The sequence below is a fragment of the Nonomuraea guangzhouensis genome, assembly GCF_019396345.1.
Lineage (GTDB): Bacteria > Actinomycetota > Actinomycetes > Streptosporangiales > Streptosporangiaceae > Nonomuraea > Nonomuraea guangzhouensis.
On record NZ_JAHKRM010000021.1, the window covers coordinates 64,775 to 77,769 of the forward strand.

The 12,995-nt window shown below is 69.8% G+C and carries 16 protein-coding genes and 1 pseudogene; 8 read left to right on the forward strand and 9 right to left on the reverse strand.

Going from position 1 to position 12,995, the window contains the following annotated elements; all coding sequences use genetic code 11:
* Positions 1-21 precede the first annotated feature (21 nt).
* Together KME78_RS37580 and KME78_RS37585 are read right to left on the reverse strand one after the other, a co-directional pair.
* A complete protein-coding gene (locus tag KME78_RS37580; protein WP_219534220.1) occupies positions 22-273 on the reverse strand; it encodes a hypothetical protein in 252 nt (83 codons plus the stop codon).
* On the reverse strand, positions 251-910 hold the full coding sequence (locus KME78_RS37585; protein ID WP_219534221.1) for a hypothetical protein: 660 nt from the start codon (positions 908-910) through the stop codon (positions 251-253). The genes KME78_RS37580 and KME78_RS37585 overlap by 23 nt, the downstream gene beginning before the upstream one ends.
* A 178-nt stretch (positions 911-1,088) precedes the next feature.
* Between KME78_RS37585 and KME78_RS37590 the strand changes: the two genes are divergently transcribed.
* From KME78_RS37590 to KME78_RS37600, 3 genes are read left to right on the forward strand one after another with little or no spacing between them, the layout of a single operon-like run.
* On the forward strand, positions 1,089-1,646 hold the full coding sequence (locus tag KME78_RS37590; protein ID WP_219534222.1) for an ATP-binding cassette domain-containing protein: 558 nt from the start codon (positions 1,089-1,091) through the stop codon (positions 1,644-1,646).
* Between the two features lie 5 nt (positions 1,647-1,651).
* Positions 1,652-3,979, forward strand: a complete 2,328-nt coding sequence (locus KME78_RS37595) for a YhgE/Pip family protein (RefSeq protein ID WP_246652794.1) — start codon at positions 1,652-1,654, stop codon at positions 3,977-3,979.
* Entirely contained in the window at positions 3,976-4,575 is a 600-nt protein-coding gene (locus KME78_RS37600) for a TetR/AcrR family transcriptional regulator (RefSeq protein ID WP_219534224.1), read from the forward strand. Before KME78_RS37595 ends, KME78_RS37600 begins: the two co-directional genes overlap by 4 nt.
* A 74-nt stretch (positions 4,576-4,649) precedes the next feature.
* Here KME78_RS37600 and KME78_RS37605 read toward each other — a convergent pair whose 3' ends face one another.
* Positions 4,650-5,642: an aldo/keto reductase gene (locus KME78_RS37605; protein ID WP_219534225.1), complete on the reverse strand. Its 993-nt coding sequence runs from the start codon at positions 5,640-5,642 to the stop codon at positions 4,650-4,652.
* A gap of 178 nt (positions 5,643-5,820) precedes the next feature.
* Between KME78_RS37605 and KME78_RS37610 the strand changes: the two genes are divergently transcribed.
* Both KME78_RS37610 and KME78_RS37615 read left to right on the forward strand, forming a co-directional pair.
* Positions 5,821-6,234 carry a ribonuclease domain-containing protein gene (locus KME78_RS37610; protein ID WP_219534226.1) on the forward strand — a complete coding sequence of 138 codons (414 nt, stop codon included), beginning with the start codon at positions 5,821-5,823 and terminating at the stop codon, positions 6,232-6,234.
* Positions 6,235-6,241: 7 nt separating this feature from the next.
* Entirely contained in the window at positions 6,242-6,610 is a 369-nt protein-coding gene (locus tag KME78_RS37615) for a barstar family protein (RefSeq protein WP_219534227.1), read from the forward strand.
* Positions 6,611-6,622: 12 nt separating this feature from the next.
* Here the strand turns inward: KME78_RS37615 and KME78_RS68185 are convergent, their stop codons facing one another.
* Both KME78_RS68185 and KME78_RS68190 read right to left on the reverse strand, forming a co-directional pair.
* Positions 6,623-7,042, reverse strand: a complete 420-nt coding sequence (locus KME78_RS68185) for an ArsR family transcriptional regulator (protein WP_372455030.1) — start codon at positions 7,040-7,042, stop codon at positions 6,623-6,625.
* A gap of 153 nt (positions 7,043-7,195) precedes the next feature.
* Positions 7,196-7,330 (reverse strand): annotated as a pseudogene (locus tag KME78_RS68190) (helix-turn-helix domain-containing protein); the annotation flags it as partial.
* A 140-nt stretch (positions 7,331-7,470) separates the two neighbouring features.
* On the opposite strand from KME78_RS68190, the gene KME78_RS37625 reads away from it, so the two are divergent.
* The gene (locus KME78_RS37625) at positions 7,471-8,292 is read left to right on the forward strand and encodes an oxidoreductase (RefSeq protein ID WP_219534229.1); all 822 of its coding nucleotides are present in this window, start codon (positions 7,471-7,473) and stop codon (positions 8,290-8,292) included.
* Between the two features lie 14 nt (positions 8,293-8,306).
* Here the strand turns inward: KME78_RS37625 and KME78_RS37630 are convergent, their stop codons facing one another.
* The 3 genes from KME78_RS37630 to KME78_RS37640 form a co-directional block, all read right to left on the reverse strand.
* On the reverse strand, positions 8,307-8,972 hold the full coding sequence (locus KME78_RS37630; RefSeq protein ID WP_219534230.1) for an AIM24 family protein: 666 nt from the start codon (positions 8,970-8,972) through the stop codon (positions 8,307-8,309).
* A 47-nt stretch (positions 8,973-9,019) separates the two neighbouring features.
* Positions 9,020-10,237: a glycoside hydrolase family 16 protein gene (locus KME78_RS37635; RefSeq protein ID WP_219534231.1), complete on the reverse strand. Its 1,218-nt coding sequence runs from the start codon at positions 10,235-10,237 to the stop codon at positions 9,020-9,022.
* 152 nt (positions 10,238-10,389) lie between these two features.
* Positions 10,390-11,619 (reverse strand): HEAT repeat domain-containing protein, encoded by a 1,230-nt coding sequence (locus KME78_RS37640; RefSeq protein WP_219534232.1) that lies wholly within the window; start codon positions 11,617-11,619, stop codon positions 10,390-10,392.
* A gap of 119 nt (positions 11,620-11,738) precedes the next feature.
* Here KME78_RS37640 and KME78_RS37645 point away from each other — a divergent pair, with 119 nt between their 5' ends.
* Together KME78_RS37645 and KME78_RS37650 are read left to right on the forward strand one after the other, a co-directional pair.
* Positions 11,739-12,005: a DUF1876 domain-containing protein gene (locus KME78_RS37645; protein WP_219534233.1), complete on the forward strand. Its 267-nt coding sequence runs from the start codon at positions 11,739-11,741 to the stop codon at positions 12,003-12,005.
* A gap of 179 nt (positions 12,006-12,184) precedes the next feature.
* Positions 12,185-12,658, forward strand: a complete 474-nt coding sequence (locus KME78_RS37650; RefSeq protein ID WP_219534234.1) for a pyridoxamine 5'-phosphate oxidase family protein — start codon at positions 12,185-12,187, stop codon at positions 12,656-12,658.
* Positions 12,659-12,687: 29 nt separating this feature from the next.
* On the opposite strand, the gene KME78_RS37655 is transcribed toward KME78_RS37650, so the two are convergent.
* Positions 12,688-12,855 carry an Lrp/AsnC ligand binding domain-containing protein gene (locus tag KME78_RS37655; protein WP_219534235.1) on the reverse strand — a complete coding sequence of 56 codons (168 nt, stop codon included), beginning with the start codon at positions 12,853-12,855 and terminating at the stop codon, positions 12,688-12,690.
* Positions 12,856-12,995: the final 140 nt, after the last annotated feature.

Consider the following 12,995-nt stretch of genomic DNA (forward strand, 5'->3'; position numbering starts at 1 on the left):
GGGGGATGGCCCGGTCCCGGGTCAGCCGACTTCGACGAGTACCGAGATCTGGAGGGTGGCACCGTCGAGTGTGAGGGCCGGCTCCAGACCGCTGTCGAGGACCATGGCCATGTCCGCGTGATCGGCGGATCGCACGGTGGCGATGAGCGCGCCATCGCAGAACAGCCCGATGGGAGCAGGGTCCGGATGATCTGGCAGTGCCAGGACCTCCAGGCGCGTGACGTCATCGATCTGTCCATGGAGCGCCAGGTCAACGGGGATCGGAGGTTTCACCGGTGGAGTCGGCCGGCATCTGTCGCGTGACTTCGCGGGCCGGTCTTCTTGAGCGCAGCCCGTTCAACATCAGCGCGAGGGCTCGACGGTCGTCGACGCCGTAGCGGATGTAGGAGCCAAGCTCGGGGCAGAGCCGGCGATCGCTGTCCGCGTCGATGAGGAGGGCGTTGACGAGTTCGACGAGGGCGCCGACCGTCCAAGCGAGGAAGTGCTCGAAGTGGCCGGTGACGGCGTCGACCATCTCCTCAACTCGGCGGCTCGTGTCGTGAATGCGTACCAAGTGTTTGTCGGCGAGCTCGGCGTAGGTCAGGCCGTGGAGCCAGTCCAGGAGGACGTCGTGGACTGGAACGGGGATGTCCGCACTGGCTGAGGTGGCTCGAAATTGCCAGGGGTTGGTGTTCTCGGGCAAGGCGAGGGGCTCTTCCAGCGCCTTCGAGACGGTCAGGACCTCCATGGCCGCGTTCGGTTGGTGCATGGCTTCGGCTTGCTCGGGACTGGATTGCAGGAGGAGTCCGGCGATGCGGTGGGCGAGCCTGTCGATCTTTTGAGCCGAGCCGATGCTCGTGCCTGTGCGCGGCCAGCGTCGCCGCGCTGGCGGGTCGGTGCGTTGGTAGAGATCCCTGTCCTGGCGGGCCAAGGCGACCAGGAGGGTGGAGTGCGGCGCGTCGGCGAGCAGGGCTGTGGTGAATGCTTCGATGTCAGCCTCGGCGGGGCTGATGCGATCGTGACGAATGCCACCGCATCTCGTTGAAGTGCAGCCATGCGGTCTGCCTTATCTTTGTACTGACCGGTCAGTTTAAAGAGGGGTGGTTGCGGTGATCGTTGCGGAAGGGCTGGCGATCGAGGGGGTGTACCCGGAGGTCTCGTTGAAGGCCGGGGCCGGCACGCTCACGGTGGTCGCGGGATCGGCGGGAAGTGGGCGGACGAGCCTGCTGTTGACGTTGGCCGGGCGGATGAAGCCCACGAAAGGCGCCCTGAAGGTCGCCGGACACGCCAAGGGCCGCGCCATCCGCAAAGCCGTGGCGTTGGCGCTGGTCGACGGGGTGACCGATCTGGACCGGTCGCTGACGGTCGGGGAGCACCTGCGGGAGCGGCGGCGCCGGCCGTACCAGGAGATTCTTGGCCGGGTCGGGTTGGCGGGCCAGGAGCGAGTACTGGTGCGGGAGCTGGATCGCGAGCGACACGTGCGGCTGGGTCTCGCGCTGGCGCTGCTGGACGAACCCGAGGTGATCGTCGCTGACAACGTGGACGTGGGTCTGCCGGTCGAGCGGCAGCAGGCGCTGTGGGACCTGCTGCGGAGTCTGGACCGCGCGGTGGTGGCCTCCTGTGTGCTGCCGCCCGCCCGCTTCGACCAACTGGTGGAGCTGTCGTGAAGGGCATGTTGCGGTCGCGGCTGACGAGGGTGGCGCTGGTGGCGGTGGTGATGCTGCCGCTTCTGTACGCGGGCCTGTATCTGTGGTCGTTCTGGGACCCGCAGGGCAATCTGGACCGCGTGCCGGTCGCCTTGGTCGTCGAGGACCAACCTGCCCAAGCCGCGGGCAAGACCCTGCACGCGGGCCGCGACCTGGCCGGCGAGCTGCTGAAACGTGACGTGTTCGGCTGGCACGAGACCACCGCGCGGCAGGCGGCCGACGGGGTCGCGGACGGTACGTTCTACCTGTCGCTGACGGTGCCCGCCGACTTCAGCGCCAAGCTGGCCTCACCCGGCGACGACGATGCCGTCCCGAGCCCGGCGCGGCTCGGGCTGCGCGTGGACACGGGCCGCAGTTACATCATGGGCAGCATCTCGGACGCGGTGTTCAACGAGGTACGGGCGGCAGCCGAGCGCACGGCGATCCACGGCTACTTCGACAACGTCTTCGTCTCGATCGGCGACATCCACGACAAGACGATGGAGGCCGCCGAGGGCGCGGACAAGCTGCACGACGGCGCCGCGCGACTCGGTGACGGCGTCTCCCGGCTCAGCAGCGGCCTGGGCACGGCCGAGAACGGAGCCCGACGGCTCTCCTCCGGCCTGAACACCGCCAACACCGCCACGGGCAGGTTGCGTGACGGCTCGGCCCAGGTCACGCAGGGCCTCACGCAGGCGCAGCAGGCGATCGGGCAACTGCGCGACGGCCTGACCAAGCTCCACGCGCAAGGAACTTCTCCGCTCAGTTCCGGCGCGAGGGCGGCATACCAGCAGGTTCACGCTCAGACCCGTACGGTCAACCAGCTCGCCGACACGTACGTTCCCGTGCTGGACGAATGGGGCCCCAAGATCTCCCAGGCCGCCGAGGCGGTCGCCACCGCCGCCGACAAGGTCGCCGACAGCGGGTCGACGACCGGCGCGGCACAGGCGAGCGCGGCGGCAGACAGCGTTCGCGAGGCGAGCGCCCAGGCGGGAAGTGCGGCCGACAGCGCCAGGGAGGCGAACTCGCAGGCGCAGGCCGCGCTCGACCGCCTCGGCGCGGACGCCGACCCAGAGGTGCGCGACCTGCTGCGGAACGCCGCAGCGGCCGCGCGACGGGCCGCCACTCAGGCGGACCAAGCCCAGGACGCGGCCCGGACCAGCACAGGCAGCGGTGCGGGGACCGGGACCGACGGCGTCGCGGACCTGCGGAACCAGGCGCGGGAGCTGGCGAAGCAGGCTCGCAAGATCGCGGCTGTGGCGCCCCGACTCGGCTCCAAGCTGGACCAGGCCAGAAACCAGCTCAATGCCCTGGACGCGGGCCTGGGCAAGCTGGCCGACGGCGCCGCGAAGGTGAACTCGAGCCTGGGCACGGCCGCGACCGGTGCGAACCGTCTCTACCAGGGCGCGACCGCGCTGGCCGACGGTTCCCGCCAGGTCACGAACGGCATCGGACGCCTCGGCGGCGGGCTGGTCAGGCTGAGCGACGGCGCGAGCGAGCTGAGCACCGGCGTGGACCGGCTCCACGACGGCGCGGGCCAGGCGGACAAGGGCGCGACCAAGCTCGCCGAGGGATCGAAGAAGCTGTCAAGCGGGCTCGGCGACGGCGCCACCCGGATACCCGACTACGACGGCAAGCAGCGCGACGACCGCGCGGACGTGATGAGCGATCCGGTCCGGCTGGCCAAGACCGTCGACAACGAGGTGCCTAACTACGGCACCGGCTTCGCGCCGTTCTTCCTGCCGCTGGCGCTCTGGGTCGGCGCGATGATCGCGTTCATGGTGCTGAAGCCGCTGAACCGGCGGCGGCTGGCGGGCACGACGGGCGCGGTGCGGATCGCGCTGGCGGGCTGGCTGCCGGGGGCGGTGCTCGGGGCGGCGCAGGTGGGCGTGCTGGTGGCGGTGCTGCGGTTCGGGCTCGGGCTGGAGGCCGCGCACTGGGCCGGCCTCATCGGGCTGCTGCTGCTCGCGACCGCCGCGTTCATGGCGGTCGTGCAGGCGGTGAACGCGCTGCTCGGCCCGCCCGGGCGGGTCGTGGCGCTGGCGCTGCTGATGCTGCAGCTCACCTCGGCGGCGGGGACGTATCCCATCGAGACGTCGCCCGGGTTCTTCCAAACGATCTCGCCGTGGTTGCCGATGAGCTGGGTGGTGTCGGCGCTGCGCAGGCTGATCAGCGGTGGCGATCTCACCGTGGTGTGGCAGGCTTGCGGCGTGCTGTCGGCTTTCCTCGTCCTTGGGCTCGCGCTCACCACGCTCGCCGTGGAGCGCGGCCGCATCTGGTCCGTCCAGCGTCTGCACCCGGAGCTGGCGCTGTGACCGAACGAAACGAGCGCACCGCCGGACGCGGGAACAGGCAGGACACCCGGCGGAAGGTGTTCAGGGCGGCTGTGGAGCTGATCGCCGAGCATGGCTACGCGGCCACCACGGTGGACGCCATCGCCGAGCGGGCCGGGGTGGCCAAGGGCACCGTGTTCTACAACTTCGGCAGCAAGGAGGGGCTGTTCGAGGCGCTGCTGGAGCACTCGATCACCATGCTCGCCGAGGCGCTGGCCGCCGCCGACACCGGGGAGAGCGCGCTGGACGCGCTCGACTCGGTGGTGCTCGGCCAGCTCAGGTTCTTCGAGGAGCACGGGGCCTTCGCCCGGGTGCTGCTGGCCGAGATGTGGCGGACGACGTGGCAGGAGGCGGTGGCGCGGCTGCGCCAGAGCGCGCTCGGCGTTTACGCGAGCGTGCTGCGCAGGGCCGCCGCGAACGGCGAGATCCGGGCGGACCTGGATGTGGAGACGGCGGCGACGGCCGTGTTCGGCATGGTCCTGACGGTCGCCATCGAGCGCCGCGCCCTGCATCCGGACCGGCCCCTCGAACGGACTCACGCGACCCTGCTCGAACTCCTGCACGGCCGCGTCAAATAAGGCGTGCCCCCCGACCCGGACGAGCTCCGCACCAAGTGACCGGGTCGAGGGACGGACGGCCGTTACCCGTTGCCTCAGCCCGCGTGTGGCTGGAGCAGCTCATCGATCTGCTCCAGCTGCGCCTGGGCCAGTGGCCCGTGCCGCAGCGCGCCGGCGTTCTGCTCGGCCTGGGCGACCGTCCTGATGCCGGGGATCGGCACCGTGCGCCCGCTGCGGGCCAGCAGCCAGCCGAGGGCGCCTTGGGCGAGGGTACGGCCGTCGGAGGTCAGGATGTCGCGGATCGCGTCCAGCATGGCGAGGAACTCCGGGGCGGGCCGGCCGTCCTTGAAGAAGGTCATCCACGCCGGAGAGTCGCCGCGTACGTCGTCCATCGGCAGCCGCGAGTCCGGGCCGTACTTGCCGGTGAGCAGTCCCATCGCCAGCGGCCCCCGGTTGACGGAGGCGAGCTCGTGGGTGTCGCACACCGCCAGCATCGCCGGGGCGTCGTGCAGGACGTTGATCTCATGCTGGACGGCGGCGCAGTGCGGCCCCTTCGCGAACGCGGCCGCCCGTTCGGGGTCGTCGGTGCTCCAGCCGTAGGACCGGATCAGGCCCTCGTCGACGAGCTCCTCCAGCGTGGCGATCAGCTCGTCGACCCGCTCCGGCGGTGCGTCGCCGATGTGCAGCTGGTAGAGGTCGATGTGATCGGTGCCCAGGCGCTCCAGCGACGCCCGGCAGGCCTGCCGGAGGTATCCGGGTGAGATGTCCTGGCCGGTGAGGGTCCGCGTCGCCGCGTCGAAGGTGTTGCCGAACTTGGTCGCGATCACGACCTCGTCCCACCGCCCGGACAGCGCCCTGCCGAGCACCCGTTCGCTGTGGCCGGTGCCGTACACGTCGGCCGTGTCGAAGAAGGTGACCCCCAGGTCGAGCGCCCGATGCACGGCCGCCACCGACTCCTCGTCGTCCACCGGCCCCCATCCGGCCGGCTTGCCACGGGCCATGAAGGGCCCCCCGATCGCCCATGCCCCGAACCCGATCGCACTCACCTGGAGGCCGCTACGCCCCAAGGTCCGGAATGAATCATTCATCTCGTGCTCTCCCTGACTTCGCGGAAATGGCTGTAGGGAAGACGCTGCCATCTGGAGTGGGCTCCGGGTCAAGCACTGCGGCCGCGAAGTGTTCACCATCCCCTTGGCGCTCATTGTCTTGATTTGACCAGAGATGACGGCGACCATGACGATGTCTGTCACCCCCTTAGGAGGCTTCGTGCACACTCAGCCGCGCCCCCGCCCCTCCTGGCCGGTACGACTCACCGTCGTCCTCACCGCCCTCACCTCCCTTGTCGGCCTGGTCGGCATCACCCCCGCCAACGCCACGGTCTACAACTCCTGCACCATCTCCCGATGCTCCGCCGCCCGCTCGACCAACTCGATCTGGGCGTCCAAGGGCTACCCCACCTCCGCCGGTTGGTACTCCTGGCCGGACGGCAGGTACAACTACACCGGCGGGCGCTTCTACAACCGGGAAGGCCAGCTGCCCAGCGGCGCGACCTACTATGAGTACGACGTGTACTCCCGGGCGCAGGGTGCCGCACGTGACGCGTACCGGATCGTCGTCAACCGCAGCACCGGGGTGACGTGGTTCTCGCCCAACCACTACACCGACTTCTACCGGCTCTAGGACCGCAATGACCTCCGCCGCGCATCCCCTGCCGCACTGGCTGACGGTGTCCACCGACCCGGCACCGGCGCTGGTGGATGGGCGGGCCTGCCGGACCCGTGCCGCCTTCTTCGAGGAGGTGGCACGGGCTCTGCGCCTCCCCGACTATTTCGGCCGCAACTGGGACGCGCTCACCGACTCCTTGCGCGACACCGGCGCCCTCACCCTGATCGTGGGGCACGCCGAGGAACTGCTCAGTGCCGAGCCTCCGGCGCAGCTCGCGACCTTGCTGGCCGTCCTTGCCGACGCCGCCCCGAACGGGCTGACCGTCACGCTGTGCACCGACCCCGGCCACGAGGCCGTGTTTCGGCAGCGGGCCGCCGCCGCGCTGACCTGAGACAGGCGGAGTTCACCGCCGGCGTCGCATGGACAGGGCCTGCCGCCAATGCTCGGCCGCCTGGCCCATGTCGTGGGCGAGGAGTTCGAAGAACCGGCTGGTGGTATGGAGCCGGTCGCCGGTGGGTGTGTCGGTGCCGAAGATCCCGGCGCCGTGTCGGGCGGTGTCAGCCCATATCGCTATCGACCGGGCGCTGGCCAGCCACGTGTGGTACCAGACATCGACGTCGACCACGTACCTCATCCGGCGCGCCTCGCGCTCCCGGGCGACCATCCCTCTCTGCCCGAGCCACTTGATGGCATGGGAGATCGTCGCCGGACTGACGTGGAGTTGCTGGACGAGCTCCGTGGCGGTCAGGCTGCCGCCCTCGCTGAGGAACAGCGCGGCGAACACCCTGGCGGTCATGGGCGCCATCCCGCCCTCGACCATCATGGCGACGAACTGATCTTCGAACTCCCGGGCCGTGGGGACGTCACGGTTGTTGGTGGTGCGCGGAACGTCGGCGTGGGGAGCGCGCTTGCGGCGGCGGGCGCGCCAGCTCGTCGCATGCTGCGCGCGGGCCGCCCGGTAGCCGTGCGGGCCGCCGTTCCTGGCGATCTCGCGGGTGACGGTGGACCTGGACCGTCCCAGCCGGCGGGCGATCTCCGCGTAGGCCAAGCCGGCCGCCAGCCCTTCGGCGATGCGGCGACGATCCTCGGCGGTCAACCGCTCTCCTGGCATGTCACCCTCTCCCCGGTTGCACTCAGCTACAAGCTCATTGCACCAATATAGGACCGTCTACCTGCGCATATGAGTTTTGCGAGTTGTCTCATCTCAGAACGCAAGCCTAGCGTTCACCGAGACCGAAGAGGAGATTCATCATGGAAAAGGTCGTTCTCGTCACGGGCGCCTCCGCCGGCATCGGCAAGGCCACCGCCCTCGAACTCATCCGCGCCGGCCACATCGTCTACGGCGCAGCGCGGCGCGTACCCAAGATGGACGACCTCCGCGACGCCGGCGGACACGTCCTGGCGCTGGACGCACGCCGGCCGGAGGACCTGGAACGCGTCATAGCCGCCGTCGTCGAGGAGCAGGGCCGCATCGACGTCCTGGTCAACAACGCCGGCACCGTCCTGCACGGCGCGGCCGAGGACATCCCCATCGACCTGGCACGCGACCAGTTCGAGGTCAACGTCTTCGCACCGGCCCGGCTGACCCAGCTCGTCCTGCCGTACATGCGCGAGCAGGGCTCCGGCACGATCGTCAACGTCTCCTCCATCGGAGGCGAGATCGCGCTCCCGCTCGGCTGCTGGTACTACGCGAGCAAGCACGCGCTGGAGGCCTACTCCGACTCCCTGCGCATGGAGGTGGAGCCGTTCGGCGTCGACGTCGTGATCATCCAGCCCGGCATCATCAAGACCGAGTTCGAAGACCGCACGGCACAAGACCTCCGTGAGATCTCCGGCGCGACCGCATACGGCCAGATGGCCGAAGCCATGGCCAAGCGCGCCGAGACACAGCTCGGCGAGAACACCCAGGGCAGCGACCCCAGCGTCGTCGCCACCACCATCCGGCAGGCCGTCGAAGCAGAAAAGCCCGAAACGCGCTACGCGGTCGGCTGGACGGCCGACACGCTCTTGGAGCTCAACAGGACGCTGCCGGACCGCGAATTCGACAAGCTCGTCATGAACGCCGCGAAGTAGGTGATGCCGGGCGGCTACTGCGCGCGCACCACCGGCACGCCCTCGCTCGCCTGTACCAGCACGAAGCCCTGGCCCTGGAACGCGAGCTGCATCGCCTCCCCGCTCCCCCGGCCGATCAGCGCGCCCACCTTCATCGTCCGGTTCACGCCGACGTGCAGGCTGGTGCTCCAGCAGACCGCCGCCTGCCCGTCGGCGTACGTCGGCATGGCCGCCGCGTCCAGCAGCACCGGTGTGCCGTGCGTGGTGACCGCCACCCACCCGGTGCCGGTGAGCGTGGTGTTGAACAGGCCGCCCGCTGCGACGCCCGCGCCCTGCACCCGCTGGATGTCCCAGGTGAGCTGCGGCTGGAAGGCCAGCAGGTTGCGGCCGTTGACGGTGAGGCCCTCGTTCTCCAGGTAGAACAGGTGGATGTCGTCGGCGTTGTCCGCGAGGTAGAGCAGGCCCTGGCCGCGTACCCGCATCAGGGACGCGCCCTCCCCCGTCATCGCCTTCTTGAACAGCTTGCCGATGCCGCCCGCGCCCTCGTAGTCGAAGTCCATCTGACCCTGGAAGGCGACCATCGAGCCCTGCTTGGCCAGCACCTCGCCGGGGAGCTGAACGCGGAGCATCTTGCCGTTCTCCAGGGTGAAGCCGGCGGGAAGCTGCCGCGGATCGAGGTTGCCGAAGACTGAACTGCGCATGATCGACCTTTCGGAGGAGCGGTCCCGCCAGCCTAGATCACTCCGGTTCAGGCCAGTGGCTTCTGGTAGGCGCGTACATGATCCACCACGAGCTGCGCGGGGAACACCGTGTCGGCGTCGGGGTCGCCGACCCAGCCGTCGCCACCGCCCACGGCCAGGTTCAGGATCAGGGTGTGCGGGTGGCGGAAGGACTGCGCCCAGGCGGCACCCGCCGCGGCGGCGGTCAGCGTACGGGTGACCACTCCGTCGATCGACCACTTGATGTAGCCGTTGGCTCCGGCGTCCCAGTCCACGGCGTAGGTGTGCCAGTCGTCGATGCCCTCGCCTTCGGGCAGGGGCGTGCTGTCGCCGAAGTTGATGTCCTCCAGCCCGCCGTGCGCGTGCTGCTCCACGAGCGTGGGGTGGTCGCCGAGGGTCTCCATGACGTCGATCTCGCCACTGGCCGGCCAGTCGACCTGGGCGTTGTTACCGCCGACCGTCCAGAACGCCGGCCACAGCCCCTTGCCGAGCGGGGCCTTCATCCGCGCTTCCAGGTGACCGCCCGCCTGCGTCCAGGCGGGCAGGCCGTCGTTGCCTTCCCAGTCGAGCATGGTCAGCCGGGCCGTGGCGTACCGGCACGGCAGATCCGGCTCCTCCCCGTGGTCCGTTCCTGGCTTCCAGCCGCACATGGCGCCGGGGGTCACGTTCTGGTCGGCCGTCAGTACGAGATGGCCCTGTCCGTCGAGCTTGGCGTGGTCGAGCTTGTACTCGGCGATGCTGCCGGTGCAGGCCTGGTGCCAGCATGGGTCGTTGAACCACGCCGGGGCGGCCAGGCCGGTGTTCGGCCCGGCGCCGGCCGCGCCGGAGAAGTCCTGGTCGAACGTGATCGGGTTGGCCGCGACCGTGAACGTCTTGCGCGGCGTCAACTCCGTCCAGACGTTGCCCACCTCATAGGCGACGAAGTACGTGTAGGTGCCCGCTGGATAGGCCCGCGCGTCAGTCGTGAACGTCTTCGTGGCCGTCGTGAGCGTGGTCGCGATCGCACCGGGGAAATCGACGACCTGCCCGGCGGAGTCGCGTACCGCGATGGTGAGCGCCTGGACGGCAAGCGTGCCCGAGGCGTGCACCTTGGCGGTGGCGGTCATCGGGCGGGCGGCGACCGGGGCGGAGTTGCCGACGGCCAAGGCGTCCACGGTGACGGTCACCGCGGCTGACGCCGGGGACGCGGTCAGAGTGGCCGCGCCTAAGACGGCTGAGGCGAGCAGGACGCGAAAGCGAGCAGCCATGATGCCCTTTCTGCGCTGTCTTGAAGATCGAACTCGACGCATCGTATAGGCAGGAGGTGGTGATCCCCGGCACCTTGAGAAGGATCCCTGGCGCGGGGACACCCGCTGCGCCTCGCCCCCGCGCACCGCCGCCCGCGGCGGACGGGGTCGTCTCAGGCGCGTGCGTACGCGGCCATGTCCTCTTGGGATCTCGGCAGCCCGTAGTGCGTGGCGAACTCCAAGAAGTTACCCAGTTCCCATACGCCCCGCGAGTCCGCGAGGACCCGGAGGAGCCGCCGCTGACGGTCGTCCAGCGCGGTGAAGGGTGTGCCGGTCGGCAACGGTTCCGGGTACGCGATCCGCAGGGCGACGACCGCCACCGGCAGCGCCTGCGTTCCGGACAGCACGGGCAACCGGGCCAGCAACGCCGCGAACAAGGCGTCGGCCCGGGCGTCGCCGAGCTCCCGCAACGCCAGCGCGGCGTACCCGCGGAGGTCGCCGTCGTTGAACGGGATCGCCTCGTACGACGCGTCGTCGCGGGCGGTCCAGCCCAGCAACTCGTCCGCGGCCCGGTCCCCCGCCTCCGGCCCCCGTAGCCGAGACTCCGCGATGGCCGCGCCCCAGCGCACCACATCGCGAGGATCGTCCAGCGCGGCACCCAGCGCAGCCGCCGTCTCGGCGGCCGGTGTGCCGCCGAGCAGGCCGATCGCGACCAGGGCGGTGGCGGCCACCGAGGGCTCCTCGTCGACCGCCGCCCCGAGCAGCGGTGGCAGGCCGGCGGACCGCTCCTCGGGGTACCAGGCCAGGGCGTACGCGGCGGCAGTGCGCAGCCGGGCGTCCTCGTCGGCGAGCAGACCGCGGAACACCGGCAGCCCGGCACCGACCGCGTCATACGCCTTCAGCGCGAAGTACGCGAAGAGCCGCTCCTCCTCCTCGGGCTCAAGCGTCTGCAGGTAATTGAACAGACCGGGATCCTCGTCCCAGTCGTCCTCTTCGTCGTCTTCATCTTCATCGTCGTCATCGTCGTCGTCCGCGAACTCCTTGCCGGCGGCCAGCAGCAGGTCCCCGCCCGCGGCCGTGGCGCGGTGATCGTCCAGGGGATAGCCGGACGGCAGGAGTTGCTCGCCATAGCCAATGGCCAGCTGGGTCAGCAGCCCCAGGACGGCCGCGCGATCCGGCGTCTCGGGATCGGCGACCAGTTCCAGCAGGAACGGCACCGCGTACGCGCTCGCCTCGAAACGGGTGCCCTGGTGGAAGATGTTCCCGTACAGGCTGTGCAGCGCCTTGTCCCGGATGCCGGGATCGGCGGAGCGCAGGGCCCGGATCTGGTCTGGTACGTCCGTCGCGCGGCCATAAGCGTGCGTCAGGTCAGCCCAGTTGATCGTGTCGAGACTCGCCAGCATGCGGACATGCTGGCATATGGCCCACGCCGTCGCCCGGCAGTTGGCGAACAAGGGTCCGTGACACCGCACCCGCTGAGGGCAGATGCCGAGTACGGCACCGACCAGCGCAGGAGGGCATCATGCAGAGCAAAGAGTGGACCGTGCACATCTACATCAGCGAGGACGACGCGGACAAGCGCACGCTGGCCCGCGCTGTCCTGTCCGCGCAGGACAGCGAGTGGCATGAGAGCGTCGGCATCGCCAGGCGCAACCCCGACGACCGTGCCGTACCGGAGATCGGCGACGAGCTGGCCGCGGGGCGGGCGCTGATGGACCTGGCCGACAAGCTCCTCGGCGACGCCGCCGAGGACGTGGCCCGGCTCAGCGGCCCGCTCGAGGCACGTTGACCGCGCGCCGCGAGCCCGCCGAACGAGTCGAACAAGTTGACGAGTACCGCGCGAAGGCGCCCGGCGGGAAGGCCGCCGGGCGCCTTCGTGCTCAGCCCGGGTCAGCTGTCAGCGTCCGCCTTCTCCGATGACTTTCCGCCTCTCGCAGGGTCTCCACACTGACGCGAAGAGGAGAACGCATGACTCTCGAAGAGATGGCCAGGCACATCATCGACACCAACAGGTACATGGCCTTGGGCACCGCCGACCCGGATGGGCGGCCCCGGGTCTCGCCCGTCTACTACGCGCCCGACGGCTACAGCGACCTGTACTGGATCTCCTCGCCGGATTCGCGGCACTCACGCAACATCGCCCAGCGTCCCGCGGTCAGCATGGCGATCTTCGACTCGAACGCGCCGATCGGCGGCGCCCAGGCCGTCTACCTGCTCGCCACCGCCGAACGGCTGCCGGACGACGCGTTCGAGCAGCACGTGGACCATGCTTGCCGCGCCAGGTTCCCCGAGCAGCAGGTGTTCCCCCGGGATGAGCTTCGGGCACCCGCGCCGCTCCGCCTTTACCGGGCCCGCGTCACCGAGCACTCGGTTCACATCAGGGGCAGCGACCCTCTCCACGGCAAGGGCGTCGACTCCCGGCTCGTCGTGGATCTGAGGTAACGCCGCGCAGGAGAGCGATCGAGAGACCGTCACGTGGTGTCGGCGGAGAGCGTCTTCATGGTGACGTAGCTGGTCACCGCGGCCACGCCGGGCAGGTCCGCCAACCGGTTGGCGTGGAAGTCCTCATAGGCGGGCAGATCGGCGACCTCGACCTGGAGCAGATAGTCGAAGTTGCCGGTGATGTGGTGGCTGTGCACCCCCGTCGCATTCCCCCGAGACCGAGCAGCGGGTCCTGGCCGCCTGCGACCCGCTGACCGGCAACAGCGCATCAGGGGCCAGGTCATGCGGGTGAGCAAGATTCATTGGCGATTGAAGAAGATCTCCTGACACCGGACAT

Excerpts from the sequence above, each read along its gene's own strand:
- KME78_RS37645 (WP_219534233.1), top strand. The coding sequence starts at position 11,739 with ATGCAGAGCAAAGAGTGGACCGTGCACATCTACATCAGCGAGGACGAC.
- KME78_RS37630 (WP_219534230.1), bottom strand. The coding sequence starts at position 8,972 with ATGCGCAGTTCAGTCTTCGGCAACCTCGATCCGCGGCAGCTTCCCGCC.
- KME78_RS37635 (WP_219534231.1), bottom strand. The coding sequence starts at position 10,237 with ATGGCTGCTCGCTTTCGCGTCCTGCTCGCCTCAGCCGTCTTAGGCGCG.
- KME78_RS37650 (WP_219534234.1), top strand. The coding sequence starts at position 12,185 with ATGACTCTCGAAGAGATGGCCAGGCACATCATCGACACCAACAGGTAC.
- KME78_RS37595 (WP_246652794.1), top strand. The coding sequence starts at position 1,652 with ATGTTGCGGTCGCGGCTGACGAGGGTGGCGCTGGTGGCGGTGGTGATG.
- KME78_RS37625 (WP_219534229.1), top strand. The coding sequence starts at position 7,471 with ATGGAAAAGGTCGTTCTCGTCACGGGCGCCTCCGCCGGCATCGGCAAG.
- KME78_RS37640 (WP_219534232.1), bottom strand. The coding sequence starts at position 11,619 with ATGCTGGCGAGTCTCGACACGATCAACTGGGCTGACCTGACGCACGCT.
- KME78_RS37605 (WP_219534225.1), bottom strand. The coding sequence starts at position 5,642 with ATGAATGATTCATTCCGGACCTTGGGGCGTAGCGGCCTCCAGGTGAGT.
- KME78_RS37615 (WP_219534227.1), top strand. The coding sequence starts at position 6,242 with ATGACCTCCGCCGCGCATCCCCTGCCGCACTGGCTGACGGTGTCCACC.
- KME78_RS68185 (WP_372455030.1), bottom strand. The coding sequence starts at position 7,042 with ATGATGGTCGAGGGCGGGATGGCGCCCATGACCGCCAGGGTGTTCGCC.